Source organism: Ulvibacter sp. 2210JD10-4, from assembly GCF_058148525.1.
Genome location: NZ_JBYVJZ010000001.1, coordinates 918503 through 941382, shown reverse-complemented (window position 1 = coordinate 941382; position 22880 = coordinate 918503). Strand labels below are relative to the sequence as shown.

At 35.9% G+C, this 22880-nt stretch carries 20 protein-coding genes; 10 read left to right on the top strand and 10 right to left on the bottom strand.

The features are described from left to right. The first annotated feature begins 82 nt into the window (after positions 1-82). Together trkA and ACY2RT_RS04670 are read left to right on the top strand one after the other, a co-directional pair. Positions 83-1432, top strand: a complete 1350-nt coding sequence (gene trkA, locus ACY2RT_RS04675) for a Trk system potassium transporter TrkA (protein ID WP_490154719.1) — start codon at positions 83-85, stop codon at positions 1430-1432. Next, entirely contained in the window at positions 1432-2937 is a 1506-nt protein-coding gene (locus tag ACY2RT_RS04670; RefSeq protein WP_490154718.1) for a TrkH family potassium uptake protein, read from the top strand. The genes trkA and ACY2RT_RS04670 overlap by 1 nt, the downstream gene beginning before the upstream one ends. On the opposite strand, the gene ACY2RT_RS04665 is transcribed toward ACY2RT_RS04670, so the two are convergent. Next, positions 2938-3255, bottom strand: a complete 318-nt coding sequence (locus ACY2RT_RS04665) for a cupin domain-containing protein (protein ID WP_490154717.1) — start codon at positions 3253-3255, stop codon at positions 2938-2940. It abuts the gene before it with no gap. 251 nt (positions 3256-3506) lie between these two features. Between ACY2RT_RS04665 and ACY2RT_RS04660 the strand changes: the two genes are divergently transcribed. Then, on the top strand, positions 3507-4316 hold the full coding sequence (locus ACY2RT_RS04660) for a T9SS type A sorting domain-containing protein (protein ID WP_490154716.1): 810 nt from the start codon (positions 3507-3509) through the stop codon (positions 4314-4316). Positions 4317-4392: 76 nt separating this feature from the next. On the opposite strand, the gene ACY2RT_RS04655 is transcribed toward ACY2RT_RS04660, so the two are convergent. Then, entirely contained in the window at positions 4393-5580 is a 1188-nt protein-coding gene (locus tag ACY2RT_RS04655) for a pyridoxal phosphate-dependent aminotransferase (protein ID WP_490154715.1), read from the bottom strand. A gap of 4 nt (positions 5581-5584) precedes the next feature. Then, complete coding sequence (locus ACY2RT_RS04650; RefSeq protein WP_490154714.1) at positions 5585-6685, bottom strand: fatty acid desaturase family protein; 1101 nt, start codon at positions 6683-6685, stop codon at positions 5585-5587. A gap of 127 nt (positions 6686-6812) precedes the next feature. Between ACY2RT_RS04650 and rsmG the strand changes: the two genes are divergently transcribed. After that, complete coding sequence (rsmG, locus tag ACY2RT_RS04645) at positions 6813-7442, top strand: 16S rRNA (guanine(527)-N(7))-methyltransferase RsmG (protein WP_490154713.1); 630 nt, start codon at positions 6813-6815, stop codon at positions 7440-7442. A 76-nt stretch (positions 7443-7518) separates the two neighbouring features. Here the strand turns inward: rsmG and ACY2RT_RS04640 are convergent, their stop codons facing one another. After that, positions 7519-9204, bottom strand: a complete 1686-nt coding sequence (locus ACY2RT_RS04640; RefSeq protein ID WP_490154712.1) for a T9SS type A sorting domain-containing protein — start codon at positions 9202-9204, stop codon at positions 7519-7521. A gap of 387 nt (positions 9205-9591) precedes the next feature. Between ACY2RT_RS04640 and ACY2RT_RS04635 the strand changes: the two genes are divergently transcribed. Then, the gene (locus tag ACY2RT_RS04635) at positions 9592-10320 is read left to right on the top strand and encodes a T9SS type A sorting domain-containing protein (RefSeq protein WP_490154711.1); all 729 of its coding nucleotides are present in this window, start codon (positions 9592-9594) and stop codon (positions 10318-10320) included. A 74-nt stretch (positions 10321-10394) separates the two neighbouring features. Here the strand turns inward: ACY2RT_RS04635 and ACY2RT_RS04630 are convergent, their stop codons facing one another. Next, on the bottom strand, positions 10395-12044 hold the full coding sequence (locus tag ACY2RT_RS04630; RefSeq protein ID WP_490154710.1) for a DUF6029 family protein: 1650 nt from the start codon (positions 12042-12044) through the stop codon (positions 10395-10397). Between the two features lie 34 nt (positions 12045-12078). Then, positions 12079-12561: a TlpA family protein disulfide reductase gene (locus ACY2RT_RS04625; RefSeq protein ID WP_490154709.1), complete on the bottom strand. Its 483-nt coding sequence runs from the start codon at positions 12559-12561 to the stop codon at positions 12079-12081. Positions 12562-12709: 148 nt separating this feature from the next. Between ACY2RT_RS04625 and ACY2RT_RS04620 the strand changes: the two genes are divergently transcribed. Then, a complete protein-coding gene (locus ACY2RT_RS04620; RefSeq protein WP_490154708.1) occupies positions 12710-14005 on the top strand; it encodes an Omp28-related outer membrane protein in 1296 nt (431 codons plus the stop codon). A gap of 80 nt (positions 14006-14085) precedes the next feature. Here the strand turns inward: ACY2RT_RS04620 and pruA are convergent, their stop codons facing one another. Further along, entirely contained in the window at positions 14086-15711 is a 1626-nt protein-coding gene (gene pruA / locus ACY2RT_RS04615; RefSeq protein ID WP_490154707.1) for an L-glutamate gamma-semialdehyde dehydrogenase, read from the bottom strand. A 150-nt stretch (positions 15712-15861) separates the two neighbouring features. Here pruA and ACY2RT_RS04610 point away from each other — a divergent pair, with 150 nt between their 5' ends. Then, entirely contained in the window at positions 15862-16566 is a 705-nt protein-coding gene (locus tag ACY2RT_RS04610) for an NRDE family protein (RefSeq protein WP_490154706.1), read from the top strand. Between the two features lie 5 nt (positions 16567-16571). Here the strand turns inward: ACY2RT_RS04610 and apaG are convergent, their stop codons facing one another. Genes apaG through ACY2RT_RS04595 form a run of 3 tightly spaced genes read right to left on the bottom strand, consistent with a single transcriptional unit; the run spans position 16572 to position 19376 of the window. Then, on the bottom strand, positions 16572-16958 hold the full coding sequence (gene apaG / locus ACY2RT_RS04605) for a Co2+/Mg2+ efflux protein ApaG (RefSeq protein ID WP_490154705.1): 387 nt from the start codon (positions 16956-16958) through the stop codon (positions 16572-16574). Continuing rightward, the gene (locus tag ACY2RT_RS04600) at positions 16959-18095 is read right to left on the bottom strand and encodes a DUF3667 domain-containing protein (protein ID WP_490154704.1); all 1137 of its coding nucleotides are present in this window, start codon (positions 18093-18095) and stop codon (positions 16959-16961) included. A gap of 27 nt (positions 18096-18122) precedes the next feature. Next, a complete protein-coding gene (locus tag ACY2RT_RS04595; RefSeq protein WP_490154703.1) occupies positions 18123-19376 on the bottom strand; it encodes a type IX secretion system plug protein in 1254 nt (417 codons plus the stop codon). A gap of 181 nt (positions 19377-19557) precedes the next feature. On the opposite strand from ACY2RT_RS04595, the gene ACY2RT_RS04590 reads away from it, so the two are divergent. Genes ACY2RT_RS04590 through ACY2RT_RS04580 form a run of 3 tightly spaced genes read left to right on the top strand, consistent with a single transcriptional unit; the run spans position 19558 to position 22877 of the window. After that, complete coding sequence (locus ACY2RT_RS04590; protein WP_490154702.1) at positions 19558-20910, top strand: Na(+)-translocating NADH-quinone reductase subunit A; 1353 nt, start codon at positions 19558-19560, stop codon at positions 20908-20910. A 4-nt stretch (positions 20911-20914) separates the two neighbouring features. Further along, a complete protein-coding gene (locus tag ACY2RT_RS04585; RefSeq protein WP_490154701.1) occupies positions 20915-22123 on the top strand; it encodes an NADH:ubiquinone reductase (Na(+)-transporting) subunit B in 1209 nt (402 codons plus the stop codon). 4 nt (positions 22124-22127) lie between these two features. Further along, positions 22128-22877: a Na(+)-translocating NADH-quinone reductase subunit C gene (locus ACY2RT_RS04580; protein WP_490154700.1), complete on the top strand. Its 750-nt coding sequence runs from the start codon at positions 22128-22130 to the stop codon at positions 22875-22877. Positions 22878-22880 lie beyond the last annotated feature (3 nt).

Genomic DNA, 22880 nt, shown 5'->3' with positions numbered 1-22880 from the left:
ATCTGTTTAATAGAATTATATTTGATTATGTGCCAATTGTATTAAATTCTATACCTTTGTGGCACCTATTGCTTAAGATTTTATGAAAATTATTATTGCCGGCGCCGGCGAGGTTGGATTTCATTTAGCAAAACTCCTTTCTTTCGAGTCCCAAGATATTACACTTATAGATACCAATAGGGATTCTTTGGCCTATGCCGATACACATTTGGATATTCGTGTTATTAGGGGAGATGCTACATCAATTTCGGTGTTGCGGGATTCTAAAGTAGCACGTACAGATCTGGTGATTGCAGTTACTTCCAGTGAAACCACCAATATTACTGTTTGTGTTTTAGCAAAACAACTAGGAGCGAAACGGACCATCGCCCGTATTTCAAATACCGAATTTATTGAGAATAAAGACGAAGTTGGATTTACAAAATTTGGTATTGACGAATTGATCTCTCCCGAATCTCTTGCAGCTAATGAAATAGAATTACTTCTTAACCAAAGTGCTTTTAATGATACGTATGAGTTTGAAGGTGGTGCACTTACCATGATTGGGCTTTCTCTTTCAAGAACGACAGCTTTTGTAGGTAAAACCGTAAGAGAAGTTGGCAAAGAATATCCTGAGTTGAAATATGTGCCAATTGCCATACAACGCTACGGTACACAGTATACGCTTATTCCGCGTGGGGATACAAAGTTCAAAGAAGGGGATCAGGTTTATTTTACAACTACCAGGGCCGGGGTTGATCATATTTATAAATTGAGTGGAAAAGTAAGAGAGGAAATTAAAAATGTAATGATCTTAGGTGGAAGTAATATTGGATGTAAAACGGCTAATGATCTTTGTAAAAACAGTTTTAACGTAAAACTAATCGAAAACGATAAAAATAAAGCATTTGAGATTGCCGATGATCTCCCAAATTGCCTGGTGATTAATGGTGATGGAAGAAATGTCGAATTGCTTCAGGAAGAATCTATAGGAGATATGGATGCTTTTATTTCAGTAACAGGAAACAGTGAAACCAATATTATGTCCTGTCTGGTTGCCAAATCTAAAGGAGTTAAAAAGACCATTGCCTTGGTTGAAAATATGGATTACTTTCAGTTATCACATTCTATAGGGATAGATACACTCATCAACAAGAAGCTTTTAGCGGCAAATAATATTTTCCGCTATGTTAGAAAAGGGGAAGTAGTAGCAATGACAAAGTTGAATAACATGAATGCAGAACTTTTGGAATTTATTGTTTCTCCTACTTCAAAAGTTTGCGATATGATTGTTAAAGAGATTGACTTTCCGAGGTCTGCAATTATTGGAGGAGTAGTTAGAAACGGTGAAGGTATCATAGCTTTAGGTGATTTTAAAATACAAAGCGGTGACCGTATCGTAGTATGCTGTTTACCACAATCTATTGCCAAAGTTGAAAAACTCTTTGTGTAATGCGTTCAATTTCCAGGATTAATTTTAAAATTATCTTTCATTTAATGGGGCTTTTACTTACCGTTAATGGAGGCTTTATGTTATTGGCTACTTTGGTGAGTTTTGCTTATGAAGATGGTGTAGTTAAAGAAATGTTCTTAGCCGGGGTAGTTACTCTTATTCTTGGTGGAGCTGTCATGCTTGCCACTCGTAATCATCGTAAAGAAATTCAAAAAAGAGAAGGGTACATTATTGTAACTTTTGGTTGGATATTTATGTCCTTGGCAGGAACACTTCCTTATGTGTTTACCGGTGCTATTCCGAGTTTTACAAATGCTTTTTTTGAAACTATGAGTGGGTATACTACTACAGGGGCCACCATTTTAAGTGATATTGAAAGTGTTCCCAACGGAGTGCTTTTTTGGCGTAGCATCACTCACTGGATAGGAGGAATGGGTATTATTGTATTGGCAATTGCTATTTTACCTTTACTGGGAATAGGAGGGATGCAACTCTTTGCTGCTGAAGCTCCGGGCCCCGGAGGAGATAAATTACATCCGCGGATTACAGATACAGCGAAACGTTTATGGCTTATCTATGTGGGGTATACCATAGCAGAAACTATACTTCTAAAGATCGCCGGCATGAGTTTTTTTGATGCCATAAACCATTCACTTAGTACTCTTAGTACAGGAGGTTTTTCTACTAAAAATGCTAGTGTTGCTCACTGGAACGGACAACCTTTAATACAGTACATTATAATGTTCTTTATGTTTTTGGCGGGAACGAATTTTGTACTAAGTTATTTTGCCTTTAAAACCAAGTTTAGCAAAATATTTAAAGATGAAGAATTCCGCTTGTATGGATATGCTATCCTTGTATTTACAATTGTAGCTTCATTAGTGATTTATTTTCAAGGTGATATTACAGATTCCAGCATTGCACATCCTATGGTTTGGGGAGAATTTGAAAGTGCTGTGCGTCATGGATTGTTCCAGGTACTTGCAGTTGTAACCACTACAGGTTTTATCACAGCAGATTATATGCTGTGGACACCCTTTTTGACCATCTTCTTTTTCTGTTTAATGTTTTTAGGAGGTTCTTCCGGGTCTACCGCAGGGGGGGTGAAAATTGTACGCCATTTGATCATGGTAAAGAATGGGATTATGGAGTTTAAGAGGACACTACATCCGCATGCAGTCTTACCGGTTAGGTATAACAACAAAGCGGTACAGCAACCTATTGTATTTAACATATTAGGTTTTTTTATTTTGTATATGCTTTCGTTTATTGTTGGTGTACTGGTTTTTTCCTGGCTGGGACTTGATTTTGATACTGCTTTGGGTGCTGCTGCATCTACTTTAGGCAATGTAGGCCCTGCATTAGGCGACTTAGGCCCGGTAAATAATTATGGAAACTTACCGGATTTAACAAAATTGTGGTCTTGCTTTTTAATGCTCATAGGCCGTTTGGAGCTCTTTACAGTATTAATTTTACTAACACCTTTCTTCTGGAGGAACAGGTAACTATTTGTAGTCTTCTCTTGCAGGTGTAAAAACGTCAAAGATTACACAAGATGTCAGTGCTTTTCCTGAGTGATTATTATTTGAACTTATAATAGCTACATCTCCTTTTTTACAAAGTTTGGTTTTTCCGTCAATAGTTAATTCAAATTCACCTTCCATAACTTGTGAAACTTGTTCATGTATATGAGAATGCTCAGGAAGAACAGCCCCTTTTTTTATAGTTACTAATGCATGAGTTTGTAGATCTGTATGAATAAAACGGGCTGTAAATCCCGGAGCAATTTCTTTAGGCTCACAATTTTGAAAAGATGTAAACATGGAATAGATTTTAATATATTTTTATTTGTTTGGTATATAATACTTACACAAAAATAGCTTCAAAGAGGCGATTGTATAATTTTTTTTGAAAATAATAATATTCCTATTAAAAAAGTAGGGTAGCAGACAGGTAAAGCTAGCAGAAGCGAAATTGAAAAAAACTTCTTTCTTTATGTATGAAAAGGAAGCTTAACCCCTTGTTTTTAAACAATATATTTGTAGTTTTAGATAAACTTTTAAACTACCCGATCATGAAAAAAATTACTTTATTATTAGCATTTATTGTATTTGGCTTATCTATAAATGCACAAGTTCAAAACTACAATGTAGGAGATGTTGTAGATGATTTTACCGTAACCGATACTGATGGAAATGAACACAATCTTTATAGTATTACTGCTCAAGGAAAATATGTTTATTTAGATTTCTTTTTTGTGGCTTGTGTACCATGCCAAGTAAATCAACCGGTTTTTAGCGAATTTTATGATAAATACGGTTGTAATGAAGGAGAAGTATATTGTCTTTCCATAAATAATGGTAATGACAATGATGCGCAAGTTATCGCCTATGAAGAAACTTATGGTGGTCCTTTTGAGCATGCTCCTGCAGCATCGAATGAAGGAGGTAGCGCTGCTGTAGATAATAACTTTGGAGTAGCTGCATATCCAACCTTTTGTCTTATTGGCCCAAATAACACTCTCTTAGAAAAGGATATTTGGAATGGAAGTATTTCTATGTCACTTTTGGAATCAACGTTTCCGGTTGGTTTTGACCCTACCCCAGACCCTTGTACACCTGTATTAGGAGTTGAAGATGATGCATTAGAAGTAAGCTTTCAATTGTTTCCAAATCCAAGTAATGGTTCTACCATTAATTTAAAATTAAATAATGCTACAACCAGTGCAGTAGTTAATATTTATAGTGTTGTTGGAAAATTAGTATACACCAATAGTTTTGATGGTAATTCTATAAAAATTGATGCAAACCTATCCAGTGGAGCTTATATAGTGAATGTGAACACAGATTTAGGATCTGCTAATAAAAGTTTGATAATCAAATAATTTGGATATCCTTTTAAAATAAAAAGCTCACTAGGAAACTAGTGAGCTTTTTATTTTACGATCATAGTTTAATAGTTCAGATAACTGCTTCTCGAATTCTTCTCATAGCTTCTTTAATTTCTGTTTCTGAAGCAGCATAGGATATCCTAATGCAATTTGCATCCCCAAAAGCTTCACCGGTAACTGTTGCTACATTGGCTTCTTCCAGAAGATATAGTGAAAAATCGGATGCAGAATTAATTTTTTTTCCGCGAAGGGTTTTTCCGAAGTAATACGAAATATCGGGGAATACATAGAAAGCACCTTCAGGTTCGTTGGTTTTGAATCCGGGAATTTCAGAGAGTAACTGTAAAACCATCCCCCGTCTTTCTTTGAAGGCATCTACCATATATTGAATTTTACTGGGCGAATTTTCCAAAGCAGTGATAGTCGCTCTTTGTGCAATACAATTTGCACCACTTGTAATTTGCCCTTGCATCTTATTACAGGCACGAGCAATATATTCGGGAGCGCCAATATACCCAATACGCCATCCGGTCATTGCATACGCTTTGGAAACACCATTTACAGTTACAGTTCGGTCATACATATCTTCAAACTGTGCTATAGAGGCATGTCCTTCAGTAAAATTGATGTGTTCGTATATTTCATCACTTACCACAATGATATCAGGATACTTCACCAGAACATCTGCCAGAGCTCGTAATTCTTCACGACTATATACAGAGCCACTGGGATTACATGGAGAGCTGTAGATCATCATTTTGGTCTTGGAGGTTATAGCAGCCTTTAAAGCTTCCGGAGTGATCTTAAAATCGGTTTCAATGGAAGTAGGTATTTCTACGGGTATACCGCCAGCTACTTTACTAATATCACTATAACTTACCCAATATGGAGCTGGCAATAATACTTCATCACCTTCATTAAGCAGTACCATGGCCAAATTTGCAAGTGATTGCTTTGCACCGGTAGATATTACAATTTGGGAAGGTGAATATGTAAGATTATTATCACGCTTAAACTTGGTAATAATGGCCAGTTTTAAATCTCTGTAGCCGTCTACAGGAGTATACGCATGGTAATCATCTTTTATGGCTTGAATAGCAGCTTCCTTTACAAATTCGGGTATTGTGAAATCCGGTTCTCCAAGACTCAAGCCAATGATGTCTTTTCCTTCTTCTCGTAATTCTCGTGCTTTTGCCGCCATGGCCAAGGTTGCAGAAGTGGCCATTTTGTTGACACGGTTAGAAAGTTTTGGGTTCATAACTCTAAGCAGGGACTACAGGTTTTAATCCCATTTCTTTTAAATGTTTAAAATGAGCAATAATTGCCTTTCGTGTAGTTTTATATTCGTTGTAGGGCAAGTTAAATTCTCGAGCTGTCTGTCTTACTATTTCAGAAATCTTTGAGTAATGAATGTGGCTTATATTTGGGAAAATATGATGCTCCACCTGGTGGTTTAACCCACCGGTAAACCAATTCATAATTTTGTTCTTAGTTGAAAAATTAACAGTAGTGAACAGCTGATGAATTGCCCAGGTATTTTTCATGGTTCCTGACGGGTCCGGCAGCATTACTTCTGCTTCTTTTACTACGTGCGCTAATTGAAAAACGATACTTAAAATCAAGCCTGCTACATAGTGCATAATAAAAAAGCCAATCAATATTTTCCACCACGCTATATCGAAGAAAAGTATAGGGATTAATATCCAAATAGCTGCATAAATCAATTTTGTAATAATTAATACACTCCATTGAGTTGCAGGTTTTGGGAGTTTACCGTAAGCTAATTTTTGAGCGAGATACCGTTTCGTCTGAAGAAAATCTGACGTTAAAACCCAATTAATAGTAAGTAACCCATAAAAAAAGACACTATAGTAATGTTGAAACCTGTGAAACCTGTTCCATTTGGAATGTTCTGAAAACCTAAGGATTCTTCCAGCTTCCAGGTCTTCATCATGTCCGTGAATATTTGTATACGTATGGTGTAGTACATTGTGTTGAACCTGCCAGTTATAAACATTTCCGGCAAGAATATACATACTTCCCCCCATTATCTTATTGATCCATTTTTTAGAGGAGTATGCGCCATGATTGGCATCATGCATTACGTTCATACCAACTCCTGCCATACCGACACCCATAACTATAGTAAGCAATAATTGAGCCCACCAGGGGAAATTAAGTGTCAAAAATAAAAAGTAAGGAGTTAAAAATAAGGAAAACATCACTACAGTTTTGAGATGTAATTTCCAATTACCATTACGGGAAATGTTATTTTCCTTAAAATAGTTATTTACTCGTTTGTTGAGTGTTTTAAAAAACTTAGCAGAATCAACTCTCGAGAAGGATATTTGTGTTTTTCTCAAAATAATTTTGTTTTAAATGGGGATTCCTTTAAAGGAAAGCGCTAAAATACACATCTTCCTTGTAAAACAGTACAATGAAATCATAAATTTATTAAAGAAACCCTACTTTTGCAGTTGATAACTTACTATGGAATTACTTCTCAATTACTTTTCTGATATTTCTGAAAAACAACAGCAACAGTTTGCTAAATTGAGCGAATTATATAAGGACTGGAACTTAAAAATTAATGTTGTTTCTCGAAAAGATATCGAGGAACTATATCTAAGACATGTTCTACATTCTTTAGGAATAGCCAAAATACAACCCTTTAAACCCGGAGCTAAAATACTGGATGTTGGAACCGGCGGAGGATTTCCGGGTATTCCTCTGGCAATCCTGTTCCCTGAAACACATTTTCATTTAGTGGATAGTATTGGGAAAAAAATAAAAGTTGTGGAGGAAGTTTCCAAAGGGTTGGAATTGCGAAATGTAAAGATCACCAACACACGTGTAGAAACAATACCAGACCAATACGATTTTATAGTAAGCCGGGCTGTAGCACAAATGGAAACCTTTGTGCATTGGGTAAAGAACAGGGTGGCTAAAAAAAGCAACCATGAGTTCAAAAATGGCATCCTTTATCTAAAAGGAGGTGAACTTACAGAAGAACTTTCTTTATTCCCCAAAGCGAGAATCTATCCACTGAGCGATTTTTTTAAAGAAGATTTTTTTGAAACTAAATGTCTAGTGCACCTTCCCTTAAAATATAAAGGATAGGGGAAACTATATACTTAAATAAAAAACTCCGGCAAATCTGCCGGAGTTTTAAAATACTAATGTAAACTGTTAAATATTATTTAGAAATAATCAATTTATCTACTTTAACAGCATTGTCTTTTGAAACTTTAACAAGGTAAGTTCCAGCTTGTAAACGTGAAACTTCAATCTGGTCATTATTAGAGATGTTTGTTTTAGTTGCAACAAGTTGTCCTAATAAATTATAAATCTCTACAGTTGAAGCTGCAGCATTAGATATATTCAAGATTGAATTGGTAGGGTTAGGATACAAACGAATACCTTCAAGTGCATTATCGCCGATGCCTAATGTTCCGTCAGAAGAGAAGTTGCCAGAGTCCCCAGCACCGTAGTTTCCACTACTATTGTATAATACATCATTGTTTGTATCATATAATACTATAGAACCTCCACCGTTTCCGCCGGAATCATACACGCTAAATTTGTAGCACTCAGCTGGTAAACTAAATGTTTCGTTAATGGTTTCATTGTTTCCATAAGGACCTCCACTGTAAACGGTAGTTCCTGAAGAATCTACAACATCCCATGTACATTGGCTACCAGCGTTGTCAGTATTTAATATCATAAATACAGTACCAGTACCTTCTATAGCAGTATCAAAGGTCTTATTTGTAACATTGTTTGCATTGTTTTCGTCATTCTCTAAAGTGATCTCTACTGAATTATTAGTTTGAATTGTGTAAGAGATTGGAGGTAACTCAACAGTTTCATTCTGTAAAGAAAGAAGAGAACCTGTCCAATCATATGATTGAGTTGGTCCACCATTCACAGAATAGTTAATTGTTACTGCAGTTAATTCATCACCACCCACATTTTGGATATTCACCTTAGGAGATATATCAAAACCACATTGGTCATCAATGTCCTCTACATATCTGGCATAAGCATCATTGGCATTTGCAAATCCTACATAGGTTGGATAAGCTCCGGCTCCACTAGGAATTTCCTGCTGCGTTTCACTAATAAAAGCAACTACTTCCAAATCTGCTAATTCTACAGGTACTCCATTATAGTCTGCAGGGATTGTATATGTATAGGTCTCATCAATAAAGGTTCCCGTAGTAGTAGGAGAAATAGAAGCTCCCCATTGTCCTGTAACCAAATGTACTAATCTGTGCTGGTGAACATATTCATCGCCCATATTCCCTCCGGTTTGTGGCCCTAAGGTGTTGTTTTGTAGTAGAGCAACGTTCAATAAGTTAGAAGCTTCCGGGCTGTCACCTGTATAATATGCTTCCACATGAACAGTAAGCTCATTGTTTGAAACATCAATTTCTGCTTCTACAGCTACGTTAACGTAAGAAGCTTCTCCAAGTGTTGTATTCGATGTACCAGTCCAGTTACCTCTACTCATAGCAGTGTGGTTTCCACCACTCTGTGATTGACCAGGGAATATATGACGGTTTACTGTACCAGCAGGATATCCTACCAGACCAGATTGATTGGCAAGAGCTGATCCGAAAGGAGTTCTAAAATCAGGCTCACCTGCACCAGGATTTGAAAAACTACCTGTGTGGATGTTAATCAAAAATACATTTCCGGGATTGTTGTCTTGTATTGCTTGCGCAATAGCATGGCCTTGTGGGCAGAATACACAATGTATACCTGTAAATTCCTCAAGGATTACTTTCTTGTTTTCAGGAGTAGTACTTACTATCGTTTGACCATAAGCAAAGGTCGCCAGACACATAAATACTAAAATAGCGGGTATTTTTTTTAGCATTTCTTTAATTTTTTAATTAATTAGATTTAGTTTAGACAAATTCTTCTTTTTCATAAAAAAAGAGCGAATTAATTGTTAAAGATACAAAATTGGCGTTAAAAAACAAGTTTTATAATACATCACGATCCGGATTTCAATAGCACTTTATATTTTTCTTTTCGAACAGCTTTTAAACAGAGTTATCCCATTAAACTGGTAGGAATAAAAAAATAATTTTTTTTTGATCTTAGTGGTTATGGGTATTTGCTTAAGATTAGTGAAATGTAGATACTGACTTTGAAATCAGTTAATTATTATGATGTTTTTAATAAAAAAAAAGTATTTTAGCTAAATGATTTAGTCATCAAAAAGCTAAAAAATACTGTATTAACTTAAATATTTATTAAAATGAAAAAGAATTTACTATTACTATGCATGTTATTTGTTGCAATCACTGTGACTGCACAATATACTGTTGAAGATCATGACGGAAATCCTATAGTTGATGGAGATGTTGTTACATATGGAGTAATTACTTATCCTGAAGCTTCTTTAGACTTCTTTGTTAATAATACCTCTGCTACAGATGATATTAATATGAAAATTGAATTTGTAAGTGCACTAAATGCTGACGGTTCGCAAATGGAACTATGTTTTGGATTGTGTTATACTGGTATTGTTATTGGCCAGGTGTACCCTCCGGGAAGTGATGTTATTACTATTGCTCCAGGTGGACAAACATTAGCAGGAAATCATATGTATAATTCAGATCCTGGAAATGGAACTGATATTATAGAATATGTTTTTAGATTTTATCAGGTAGATGGTGGAGGAAATGAGATAGGTACTCCTTTATCTATGACCTACCGTTATGATCCTGCTGCATTGAGCGTAAATGATATAAATAAACTTGATGTTGCTGTAAAGTCTACCGTTGTAACAAGTGAACTTGACATAACTATCAATGAAGATGTTAATCTGGTAATCTATGACCTACAGGGAAGAGTAGTACAGCAAGAGACATTAAGTGTTGGACAACAATCGATCAATGTTTCAAATTTAAGATCTCAAATGTATCTTTTACATTTCACAAATAATAGAGGTGTTTCTCAAACAACCAAGATAGTTGTTAGATAAACAATATTATTTCTAACATAAAAAAAGCCGATAACAATTCTGTTATCGGCTTTTTTTATGTTTAAATTCTTTTTTTAGAAGGTAACTACAAGATTAGCACTTAGGCCTGTATTCTCAGGAACAAAACGACATACACCTCCCACACATATCAATCCTCCTCTTTGGCGTCCGTAATTAACACCTACACGAGTTCTTCCTTTAGAATAACTTCCACCCAGATTATAATAGTGGATTTCTTCTTCTCCACCATAATTCCATGAATCTGCAACATACACTCCTAATTTTGAGGAGAAGTTATATTCCAATACTCCTGCAGCCCAGTTTTTTCTATCCTGATCGCTCCATAAGTGTTGTCCTACTACTCTTAAAGATTTACTTCCTTTAAATTTGAAAATACCTTCTAGAACACCAATCTTAGCTTTAATATCTCCTTGAACTCCTACTGGACCTCCAAGGGTAACACCTTTATCAATGATTACGTCCTGAAATGTAATAACAGAGTTAAACTTTGGAGTCCATCGTTTCTTAATTTCCACACTCCAGTCTCTGTATAGTCTTGGTCCATTTCCAATGAATTTTGCTTCATACCAACGGTTAGGAATATTAAATTCAGCATCTAAACCAGCCCAATACGAAAAATTAAAAGCCAATTTAGTACCATATTTTCCTCCAAGAGTAGTCCCTTTTTTGAAAGAATAGAATATATCTGTTTGAGAACCCACTTCACCGGCTCTTTGGTCAAAAGTTTCAACAATCAAACGCGGTTGGGCATTGTAGACATATATATTTGTTAGGAGATAATCCTGCTGCTTTGTCAATGCAGGGACATAGTTGACTATTAGCTCATTGAAAACATTACCTTCCGCCAGGCGGTCACTATAAAAACTAAAGTTCTCAAGGCGTCTAAATGTACTGTTTACGCCAATTCCCTTTTTTGCAAACCCTAAGTTTACCTGTAAGGCGGTTCCATCATACAATTTATTAGAAACCAATTGGCCTTCATTGGCAATAGCATCCGGACCTTTTGTAATGGCTTCAACACCTCCGTAAAAGTTATCCCAAATAAAATCCAATCTTCCTCCATAAGCATTTACATTACTTGGAATAGCTTCATTGGTACCTCGATCTTGATAACGGGCTACATAACTGGCTCCCAATTTAAGGTCTACCTCTTCAATTTTTAAAGCGGAGCTAAGATCGAAGTTGGCATCAACTCCTTGAATAACACCTTCAGAAACAACAAACCCATTTCGTTGTTGTCCGTAAACACCTGTAAGCTCAAGATCTTTTGTGGCCTGAAAGTTCACTCTAACTCCTTTAAGTGCATTATTAACACCTAATTGTCTATCCTCCCAGGCACGTAATATAAGGCCACTTCCAAACTGTTCGTAGAAAAATCCACCGGTTATATCAAGTGTTTCGTTTTTAAAGTTTAAGTAATAGGTTGCAATGTTATTACCATTATCATAAACAGGAGAGTATCCCAGTAAAGAAGAAGGCAAATAAGATTCATACTGTACACCGGCCGTAAACTTACCTAAACTGTAGTTAAGTTGTACGTAATTGTTGGACCTGAATTGGTCTTCCGGTGTTACAAAATTGATGCCGTCGTCATCCAAAAGCCACTGAGAGTTTGACTCCAGTCCTCCAAAAAAATATCCATTGTCTTGTGCAAACGTAAATCCGCTGCATAGAATAGCGAAAGAAAAGATTAAGTATTTCATTCAAAAAAGATTGGTTGGTTAAGTAATAAGTAAATTAATTTGAGTACTCTTTGATTTTTTCATACAGTTCATCTTCTGCACCTGGGCTGTACCCCGAGTGCCTGTAAACAATCTGGCTGTCTTTAATTAATAAAGTTAACGGAACAGTTGCAGCACCAAGAGCACGCTTAAAGTCGTTATTAGAATCAAGTAAGATTGTATAATCCCATCCTTTACCATTAATTAAGGGTTTAACACGTTTTACGGTACGGCTGTCATCAACAGAAACAGCTATAAGCTCAACACTGGTTTCAGCTTGCCATTCATCATATACTTCACTAATGGCGTCCAGTTCTTTTAAACAAGGAACACACCAAGTAGCCCAGAGGGATACGATCACTACATTATCTTGTTGGGTTGCGTCTTTGACACTAATTGTACCTCCCTCCATGGTAGTAAGATCTACATTAGGTAAATCTTCCTGAGAGAAAGCACTAAATGTTACTAAAACAGATAAAAGGAATACAATTTTGTTCATGAGTTCAGGTTTTATTAATTAGGCAATATTAGTTAATTTTCTTTAAAAAAGAATAAATAAAATTTTATAAGTCATTTTTTTTCATTTCTTAATATAAATTCTTTTAAAAAACTAGTATTATTGCATATACAAATCAAATGCCACAATCATGAATACCAAATTTTTTTTTAAAATTTCTCTAATTCTATCAATAGTTACTATAATTTCTTGTAGTAAAAAAGAAGAGAATGTACCTCTTGTTGGAGGTGGAAGTTTTGCAAGTTTAGAACTTACCAGTGATTCTCAGGATAATGTTTTGGTGGTTAATGAATCTTTAAATTTTATTGTCAAAGGAGATGATGGAGTTGATTATACCAGCGATGCAGTGTTTTATGTAAACCAAAATGAAATAACCGGAGCCAATTACGTTTTTGATGCCGAAGGAAATTTCGAAGTGTATGCTTCCTATTTAGGAATAAGTAGTAACTCATTAAGTTTTGATGTAATTGATGCTGATGAAAGAACTATTTTAGTAGACCATGCAAAAGCGTTTCGGAACCAAACAATCACATTTACTATGGTAGATTCAGACGGAAACGATGTTACATCTGAAGCTACTTTCTATGTGAATGATACGGAAATATCCGGAAATACATATTCGTCTGCTACCGAAGGTAGTTTCGATGTATATGCAGAATACGATGTATCAGGGACTACTGAAACTACAGAAACCAAATCATTTGTTGTCTTTGTGCCGAAGCGTAAAGTTGTATTAGAAGACTATACAGGTACTTGGTGTGGATATTGCCCAAGTGTTGCTGCCGCTATCGTAGATGCACATGCTGCTACTAGTGATGTATCTATTGTTGCTATCCATGAAACAGCAAACAGTAACCCGGATCCATATCATTTTGATCAGGTTGGTTTATTAAAAGCTGAATTTGGTGTACTCGGACTTCCTGCTGCCAGAATTAACAGAACAACGACATGGAGCATACCGTATGCAACTAGTGATATAATTGGTATTGCCGGAGAAGAAACCGATCTTGCAATTGCTGTTAACTCTCAATTGACAGGAACTACTCTTACGGTTGATGTAAAAGTAGTTTACGAAAACGGATCGATGCCGGGAGATAAATTAGTACTTTATTTAACCGAAAACGGGTTGATACACGACCAAACAAATTATTATGATACCGACCCAACAAGTCCTTTTTATCAAATGGGGAATCCAATTCCCGATTTTGAACATAATGAAGTGTTAAGGATGTCTCTTACTAATATATTAGGAGATGAGATTGATGCTACTGCTTCTTTTGATACTTATACAAGAAGTTTTACCGTAACGATCCCTTCTGAATATGTAGCGGCAAACCTTGAGCTTATAGCAATGGTTGTAAGTGCAGATAACACTGCAAGAAATTCTCAGTTTGCTGATATAAATGAAGACAAAGAATACGAATAGAATAATGATATTCTGATAAAAAAAGCCATCCGCCTAAGGCGGATGGCTTTTTTATTTTAAATTAGGTATCCTTAATTATTTCATCCTAAAAAGGGATATCTGTAATCTGTTGGCGAAACAAATGTTTCTTTAATCATTCTGGGCGAGATCCATCGGTAAAGATTTAATTTACTTCCTGCTTTATCATTGGTTCCACTTGCTCTTGCACCACCAAAAGGTTGCTGTCCAACAACGGCTCCGGTAGGCTTGTCATTAATATAAAAGTTTCCGGCAGCATTTTCTAAAATATGTACTGCTTTCTCCAATGCATAACGATCTTCACTAAATACAGCCCCTGTTAAAGCATATTCACCGGTTTCATCAACAAGGTGTAATGTTTTTTCCCAGTCGTTATCTTCAAAAACATAGATAGTAACTACAGGTCCGAAGAGTTCTGTACACATTGTTGTATAATTGGGGTCCTCGGTCACAATAACCGTAGGTTCTACAAAATACCCTTCACTTTTATCATAGCCTCCACCAACAATTATTTCAGCATTACTGTCTTTCTTAGCTTGGTCTATATAGTTTGACAATTTATCAAAAGAGCCTTCGTGAATTACTGCTGTAATAAAATTGCTCATATCTTCGGGAGATCCCATTTTAAAAGAATTGACATCTGCAATCAATAATTCTTTTACATCTTCCCAAATTTCTCTTGAAATATAGCACCTGCTTGCCGCGCTACATTTTTGCCCTTGAAATTCAAATGCACCTCTGGAAATAGCAGTGGCTACTTGTTGTGGATTTGACGACTTGTGTGCGACAATAAAATCTTTTCCTCCTGTTTCTCCAACGATACGGGGATAGGTTTTGTAGTTATGTATGTTGGTTCCTATTTTTTGCCAGATATTTTTAAAAACATGAGTAGAGCCCGTGAAGTGAATTCCACTAAAATCCGGGCTGGCAAGTAAAGTATCTGTAATCATCACCGGATCACCCATTACCATATTTATAACTCCTGCAGGGACTCCTGCTTCTTTAAAAACATCTAAGATTATTTTGGCAGAATATACCTGGCTGTCACTTGGTTTCCAAACCACTACATTTCCCATCAATGCAGCACTTGCAGGTAAATTAGCTGCAATGGCTGTAAAGTTAAAAGGAGTGATGGCATATATAAAACCCTCCAGTGGCCGATACTCCAATCTGTTCCAAGCTCCAGAAGTAGATTCTGGTTGCTCGGCATAGATTTCGGTCATAAATTGAACATTAAATCGTAAAAAGTCAATTAATTCACAAGCAGCATCAATTTCTGCCTGATAAATATTTTTTGACTGCCCCAGCATAGTTGCGGCATTAATTTTTGCACGGTATGGGCCTGCGATCAACTCCGCAGCACGAAGAAAAATACCTGCGCGTTGTTCCCAAGGCATGTTTGCCCACAATTTACGAGCTTCTAAAGCTGTTTCGATAGCTTCGGTAATATGCTTTTTTTCGGCCTTGTGATAGTTTCCTAATATATGTTTATGCTCGTGAGGAGGTGACATGGTAGCTGTATCTCCTGTTTTAACATCTTTACCATTAATGTACATAGGTACTTCTATAGTACTGTCGTACATTTTTTTATAGGTAGCTAAAACTTCTTTGCGTTCCGGTGAGCCCGGAGCATATCCCTTTACAGGTTCGTTAACAGCTATTGGTACTTCAAAAAATCCTTTTCCCATCAGTATATTTATTTTTATAGTATTGTTAATTAAGCAAGGTGCAAAGGTACAAATTTCAAAAAGGAAATAGAAAAGCTTCTAACGAATACTTAACGTTTTACACCAACCTTTTTTTGTAATTTTCTTTTTCAAAAATAGACCACTTATAATATGTGTACTGTAACTTTTATACCAAAAGCAACAACAGGCTTTGTTTTAACTTCAAATAGAGATGAAGCTCCGGACCGTAGTACTATCTCACCACAACAATATAGGGTTAATGGTGTGGAATTATTGTTTCCGAAAGACGAAGTAGCCGGAGGTACATGGATTGGCACAAGTAATCAAAGCAGAATAATCTGTTTACTGAATGGGGGTTTTACTGCGCATGAGCGTAAGGATATATATAGAATGAGTCGTGGTATCATTGTGACCGATTTGTTAACCTCGGAGGATGCCATTTCTAAAATTGAAACCTACAACTTTAATGATATTGAGCCTTTTACCATTATTATGGTAGAATGGAAAAAAAAGCTGCGTTTGTTTGAACTTGTTTGGGATGGAATGAGTTCGCACTTTAAAGAAAAATCACTTGTCCCACATATTTGGTCTTCTTCATTACTGTATTCTCAAGAAGTAAAAAGGAAGAGAGAGCAATGGTTCTCAAAGTTTCTTTTCGAAAATTTAAACCCTTCCGAAGTAGAATTGCTACATTTTCACAAAACTGCAGGCGATGGAAATATTGAAACAGATATCATTATGGATCGAGGTTTTGTGAAAACCAAAAGTATTACACAAATTATAAAAGCTGAAACTACAGTAATGCGTTATGAAGATCTGCAAAAAAAGGAGATAACAAAGCTGGATTTTAGCTAGTATTTTTAATTAATGGCAAAAGGCGCACTTAATTTGAAGGAAGGAATTGCTACCCGAAATTTTCTGGTGGTACTAAAGTTGACCATAGCATAATACCCCTTCATGGATCCTATAGGAGAAAGTAACAGGCAACCACTGTTGTAAATATGTTTTTCGCCAGGTTGAAGAACAGGTTTTTTTCCTATAACACCCTCACCTTCAACAATTTCAACATTGTTTAGAGCGTCTTTAATTTTCCAGTGTCTCGCTGTAAGCTGTACAGTATCTTTTCCTTGATTTTCAATGGTAATAACATAACCATAGGCGTAGTACATTTTATAATTCTTATAAAATGTGCCTTCAAAACTAGTTTCAACCGAAACTTTGATCCCTTGTGTTACTTGTTGTACCATTTAATATGCTGCTGCGGTTACCGCAAAAAATAATAGTGCTGCAATAGATGAACTAAACCAAAATACAAAGTTTAAAAGTACAAATTTTATGATTGTTATCAAACGGCTTTGTTTGTAGAAGTTACGGAGTGCTTTATAAAAGTAAAAAGGGCCAATTAGTCCTATTAAAATACCACCAAAGATTTCAGTGTCTATTAGTAAATCCGGAATAAGGCAGATGAGCATTCCCAAAAATAAAAAGCTGAAAATATGGAAGATAAAAACCATATGCTCCATATATGTATACTTTTTTTTAGAATAGATTATCCAAAAGAAAAATGCAAATAAGGGTGTGAAGAAAAACAAGAAAAAAGGAACTTTACCCATCATATAATTTCCAAACCCAAAAGGGTCTTCTACAATACGGTCAATGGAATTGTTCTTGTTATAAACCCATCGATTGTAAGCACTTTTATTGTGATTAAGGCTATCCAATGCAATTGATGCATCTTTTATTTTGTGAAGCTTATAAAAATCACGATACAGAACAAAACGTTCTACAAACCTGTTGGACCATTGTATGGTATCAAAACCCGATTCAGAGATGTACTTAAAACTCTCCTCTTCCTCTTTGGTTTCAATAGGAATAATGTTGTTGTTAGTAATTACCTCCAGTTCAGAAAGCTTTAAAGTATCATTTGTTCCATTTTCACTTTGATACACAATGTTTTGATTCGTGAGGGAGTCAAGCGTTACAGCATTCCCATTATTGTTAAGGTTTATAAAAGAATTCAAATCAGGAGAAATAGAAGTCATTAGCCCCTGAATTAAAAAGAAAATAATTGAAACGCTTAGGAAGAACCGAAAGGGATTGGCATATTTAAGACGTTGCCCTTGCACATAATTTTTGGTAATGGTTCCGGGCTTTAATAGCAGGTCTTTAATAGTATACCGTAAGCGTGAATCATAGGTTAAAATACTTCCGATAAATTCTCCAAAAAAATCTTTTAATGAGAGTTGCTTGCTCGTATTCAGTTGTGAACAATAGGAACAATACCGATCGCTTAAATCTAATGGATGACCACAATTAAGACACTTTGCCCCACGATATTTAAAAGCTTTTCTACTATTACTCTTTACAGGTTTGTTAGTGTCCATACTATAAAGATAATAATGTTTTGCCTGTTAGTTATTGGTAATGTTTGTGGAACTTCCTGTTCCCATACCAATAATACGGTCATAGCGGCCTCCTAAATCTCTATAATATACTAATACAGTATATTGATTTTCAGTTTGCCAAAAATTTCCGCCAATGGCACCTTCATCAATAGAGCCGTCACGATCTACTAATACATACTTATAATCATAATACCCTTGTTTGAAGAGTCTGGAGTTTCTAAAGGTATCACTCGTATTATCATATTCTAAATAGGTGGTTCCATCAATGGTCCAGTTATTAAAGTTTCCATAGACGTGAATTTCTTTGTCGCCAATATCCTCAAAATACTGAAGGTTAAAATGCATACGGACGTACTCAGCTTCTATATTCTGATTTTGAGCATCTATATTTCTTACAATAAAGTTTCCATTAAAATCCGGGTTATAGGTATAGGGGCGATTTTTTCGGGAAACATTTGTGAATATATAATTTTCGTAAATGTCGCTTAATTCTACTTTTCTAACACCATAGGACGCAGACCTTACATCTTTATTGTCAAAGCTTAAAAACTCATTTCCTCCCCAAAAAGCAGATTCCTTATCGTATCTGTAAATAAGTTCTGTTCCAATAGTATACTGAGGCTTTAAATTGAAAATAGCAGTTTTTAAATTACTGTTCTGAAGTATTAAGGTTTTAACATTCTGTTTTGGGTTGATCAGTAACAATGTTGGTGAATTAACAGTGAAGTTAACAACTTGCTTTTCTTCAATATATTTTAGGTCACGAGATCTCTTAATTTCTACATCCACTCCAACGATGGTCTCCATAACCATAAATTTTCTTGAAAATATTAGGTCATTATCATCATTGTATATACTGATCAGATAATTCCCGCTTTTAGTAATTCTTCTGGTTTCTCTATTGGGAATGCTAAGTGTATAATGGGAAAAAATCTGAAGTGTATTCAATGAATTTTCATAAGTTTCAATTCTCACTTCATCAAAACCATTAAGATATTCACCTTTAGATAGGTCACTGGGGGTCCAATCAAAATTATGATGTGAAATTACATAGTAATAATCTTCTTCATCTCCATTTAGTGCATCAAAAGAAAGTTGTAACCGTTCACCCAAGCGTATAATAGGGAGCTGACTTTGTGAGGTTGTTCCACTAAACTGGATGGTACTTATATATTGAGGTGCTACTTTTTCTTCAACTTGAGAAATTGCCTGATAAACCGTACAGGCTAAAAAAATAAAAGCGAAAGTCTTTTTGAACATAAAAGCAATTTTGTGAGCCTAAAGATAAACAATTTTTGTGCCTTAAATTTTATCGAAAAATACACTTTCGACTTTATAAGAAAATTATATATAATTATTATGTGATGCTACTTTAAATTTATAAATTTGCACTCCCGAAATCTGTTCGGGAGAAAAAAGAAATTTTTAACACAATCATCCTATGTCCAAAGACATTAAGATTAAAAAAGGTCTTACGATTAGATTGAAGGGCGAAGCGGACAAAACTCTTTCCAACGCACCGCGGTCAAGAACCTTTGCCATTAGACCTTCAGACTTTCACTTAATCACCCCAAAAATGGTGGTTAAAGAAGGAGACAAACTACAAGCCGGAGACGTTTTATTTTATTCGAAAGCAAAGGAAGAAATTAAATTTGTTTCTCCTGTAAGTGGTACCCTAACCAAAATTGAAAGAGGAGCTAAGCGTGTCATTACAGAGCTTTTAATAGATGCAGACCAGCAAGATGTTTACAAAGATTTTGGAATTGTTAATCCAGACTCTATGGAGCCGGAAGCTATAAAGAAACACTTGCTTGCTTCTGGATGCTGGCCTTTTATAAAACAGCGTCCATATGACGTAATTGCAAATCCGGATGTGGCACCAAAAGCAATTTTTGTTTCGGCATATGCAACAGCTCCGTTAGCAGCGGATTATGATTTTTCATTACAAGGTAAAGAAAAACAATTGCAAGCTGCGGTCACGGGATTGAGTAAATTGACAGATGGCCCAGTCCATATAGCAATTGGAAAAACTGGGACCTCTCCTTTTGCAGATCTTAAAGATTGTATAATACACAAAGTATCGGGGCCACACCCTGCAGGAAATGTAGGAACACAAATTGCAAAGTTGGACCCAATTAATAAAGGAGAAACAGTTTGGACAGTTTCAGCTCAGGATTTAGTGATTATAGGTGAACTATTCACAACAGGAAGGTTTAATGCTGAAAGAGTTATCGCTTTGTCCGGATCTTCTGTAAAAACACCAAAATATTATACTACAAAAATTGGAGCTGAGGTTGCAACATTTATTTACGATTCCGGTTTGAACGGAGAAAATGAACGAGCAATAAGTGGAGATGTATTAACCGGGAAAAAGATATCGGTAAAAGGTCATTTGGGATATTATAGCAGTACTGTAAGTGTCATTCCGGAAGGAGATGATTATGATTTCATGGGTTGGATGAAACCTATCGCCAATAAGATATCTGTATCCAGAGCGATGACTTTATCGTGGATGTTTCCGAAGAAGAAATTTAATTTGACTACAAATACCAATGGTGAGCATAGAGCATTTGTAGTTACCGGGAACTACGAAGAAGTATTCCCAATGGATATCTATCCTTTACAAATTTTAAAAGCTTGTATGGTCCAGGATCTGGATCAAATGGAAGTGTTGGGGATGTATGAGGTCGCGCCAGAAGATTTTGCACTCACCGAGTTTATTTGTGTATCAAAACAGCCCCACCAGGAAATCATTAGAAAGGGCCTTGATTTAATGTATAAAGAAATAGGATAATGCTATGGGATTGAAACAAAAATTACATACGCTAAAAGAGAAATACAAAGGTAAAAAGATGTCACCTGCGTTTAACGCGATACACACCTTTTTATACTTGCCAAATGAAATAACACATTCCGGCAGTCACGTACGAGTAGCGGACGATCTAAAACGTACGATGAATACGGTGATCATGGCTTTGGTTCCGTGTTTGATATTTGGGATATTCAATGCCGGTTACCAGCATCATTTGGGTGCAGGAGATATTCAAGCGGTAAGTGCCGGATTTTTCAGCCCTGAATTCTGGAGCTGGGATAATTTTGCTACAGGTGCCTGGAAAGTGTTGCCTATTGTACTTATTTCTTACGGAGTTGGTCTTGGAATAGAATTTTTATTTGCGGTAATTAAAGGCCATGAAGTAGAAGAAGGTTATCTGGTAACAGGGATGTTGGTGCCTTTGATAGTACCTATTGATATTCCACTTTGGATGTTAACGGTTGCAGTGATATTTGGTGTTGTTATAGGAAAAGAAGTATTCGGTGGTACCGGAATGAATATCTTAAACCCTGCTTTAACGATTCGTGCCTTTTTATTCTTTGCCTATCCAACCTGGATGAGTGGTGACAAGGTGTGGGTACACGGAGCAGTTGAAACAACAGGACAACCAGACGCAATTTCCGGAGAAACAATTTTAGGTAGTCTTGCCCAAGGGAATCCTGCAGGTTTTGATGTGATGGACATGTTCTATGGCTTTATTCCGGGTTCTATTGGAGAGACATCAACTTTGTTGATCCTGTTAGGAGGACTGTTTTTAATATTTACCAAAATAGGAAGTTGGCGTATTATGCTTTCGTCTATCATAGGTGCTTTGGTAATGGGACTTATTTTTAACGGTGTTGCTGATGCAGGTTGGATTTCTGAAAGTAGTAAGTTCTTCAGTTTAATGAATATGGAGTTCTGGCAACATCTTCTCATTGGAGGTATGGCATTTGGAATTGTGTATATGGCCACAGATCCTGTTACAGCATCACAAACCAACAGAGGAAAGTGGATCTATGGATTTTTAATAGGCTTTATATCAATTCTCATTAGAGTCTTTAATCCTGCATATCCGGAAGGGGTTATGCTTGCGATATTATTAATGAATGTATTTGCACCAACCATAGATCATTATGTGTTGCAAGGAAACATTAAAAGAAGAATGAAACGTCTAAAAGTTAAAACAGCTTAATACAATGGCAATTAACACAGATAAAAATAGCTACACTATCATCTTCGCCATCATTATGGTTATAGTTGTAGGTTCACTATTGGCAGGATTTGCCAGTGGGTTGAAACCTTTGATAAAAGCAAATGAGCGATACGAAAAGCAACAAAATATCTTGTATGCAATGGGTGTCAACGATAATGAAGGGCCTAATGATGTTAACTTTATACCTACAAATAGAGTTGAAGATGAGTTTAAAAAATACATCACAAAACAATTAGTTATTGAAGGTGATAAAGTTTCTGAAGATGATCAGGCTTTTTTAATTGACCTCAAAAAAGAAACGACGAAAGCGAAGGATCCAAATTATACCAGAAGGTTACCCTTATTTGTAGGAAAGAAAGATGGGAAAGAAGTATATGTCATTCCCGTTAGAGGAAAAGGACTTTGGGATGCTATTTGGGGATTTGTTGCAGTAGATAAAACCATGACGATCCAAGGTGTCTACTTTGATCATAAAGGAGAGACCCCAGGACTGGGAGCCGAGATCAAACAACGTTATTTTATGGACGACTTTTCCGGGGAAAAATTCTTGGATGAAAATACCTTTGTAGGTATTAAAGTTGCCAAAGGTAATAACGATCCCAAAAATACAGATACAAGTGATAATGAAGTAGATGCTTTAGCCGGAGCCACTATTACTGGTGATGGAGTTTCGGCAATGCTCAAAAAAGATATTAGAATGTACGTGCCTTACTTTAAAAAATTAAACCAATAAGCT

Excerpts from the sequence above, each read along its gene's own strand:
- ACY2RT_RS04630 (WP_490154710.1), bottom strand. The coding sequence starts at position 12,044 with ATGAAATACTTAATCTTTTCTTTCGCTATTCTATGCAGCGGATTTACG.
- pruA (WP_490154707.1), bottom strand. The coding sequence starts at position 15,711 with ATGGGAAAAGGATTTTTTGAAGTACCAATAGCTGTTAACGAACCTGTA.
- ACY2RT_RS04610 (WP_490154706.1), top strand. The coding sequence starts at position 15,862 with ATGTGTACTGTAACTTTTATACCAAAAGCAACAACAGGCTTTGTTTTA.
- rsmG (WP_490154713.1), top strand. The coding sequence starts at position 6,813 with ATGGAATTACTTCTCAATTACTTTTCTGATATTTCTGAAAAACAACAG.
- ACY2RT_RS04590 (WP_490154702.1), top strand. The coding sequence starts at position 19,558 with ATGTCCAAAGACATTAAGATTAAAAAAGGTCTTACGATTAGATTGAAG.
- ACY2RT_RS04595 (WP_490154703.1), bottom strand. The coding sequence starts at position 19,376 with ATGTTCAAAAAGACTTTCGCTTTTATTTTTTTAGCCTGTACGGTTTAT.
- trkA (WP_490154719.1), top strand. The coding sequence starts at position 83 with ATGAAAATTATTATTGCCGGCGCCGGCGAGGTTGGATTTCATTTAGCA.
- ACY2RT_RS04665 (WP_490154717.1), bottom strand. The coding sequence starts at position 3,255 with ATGTTTACATCTTTTCAAAATTGTGAGCCTAAAGAAATTGCTCCGGGA.
- ACY2RT_RS04660 (WP_490154716.1), top strand. The coding sequence starts at position 3,507 with ATGAAAAAAATTACTTTATTATTAGCATTTATTGTATTTGGCTTATCT.
- ACY2RT_RS04635 (WP_490154711.1), top strand. The coding sequence starts at position 9,592 with ATGAAAAAGAATTTACTATTACTATGCATGTTATTTGTTGCAATCACT.
- ACY2RT_RS04600 (WP_490154704.1), bottom strand. The coding sequence starts at position 18,095 with ATGGACACTAACAAACCTGTAAAGAGTAATAGTAGAAAAGCTTTTAAA.
- ACY2RT_RS04585 (WP_490154701.1), top strand. The coding sequence starts at position 20,915 with ATGGGATTGAAACAAAAATTACATACGCTAAAAGAGAAATACAAAGGT.
- ACY2RT_RS04655 (WP_490154715.1), bottom strand. The coding sequence starts at position 5,580 with ATGAACCCAAAACTTTCTAACCGTGTCAACAAAATGGCCACTTCTGCA.
- ACY2RT_RS04620 (WP_490154708.1), top strand. The coding sequence starts at position 12,710 with ATGAATACCAAATTTTTTTTTAAAATTTCTCTAATTCTATCAATAGTT.
- ACY2RT_RS04580 (WP_490154700.1), top strand. The coding sequence starts at position 22,128 with ATGGCAATTAACACAGATAAAAATAGCTACACTATCATCTTCGCCATC.
- ACY2RT_RS04625 (WP_490154709.1), bottom strand. The coding sequence starts at position 12,561 with ATGAACAAAATTGTATTCCTTTTATCTGTTTTAGTAACATTTAGTGCT.
- ACY2RT_RS04670 (WP_490154718.1), top strand. The coding sequence starts at position 1,432 with ATGCGTTCAATTTCCAGGATTAATTTTAAAATTATCTTTCATTTAATG.
- ACY2RT_RS04640 (WP_490154712.1), bottom strand. The coding sequence starts at position 9,204 with ATGCTAAAAAAAATACCCGCTATTTTAGTATTTATGTGTCTGGCGACC.
- apaG (WP_490154705.1), bottom strand. The coding sequence starts at position 16,958 with ATGGTACAACAAGTAACACAAGGGATCAAAGTTTCGGTTGAAACTAGT.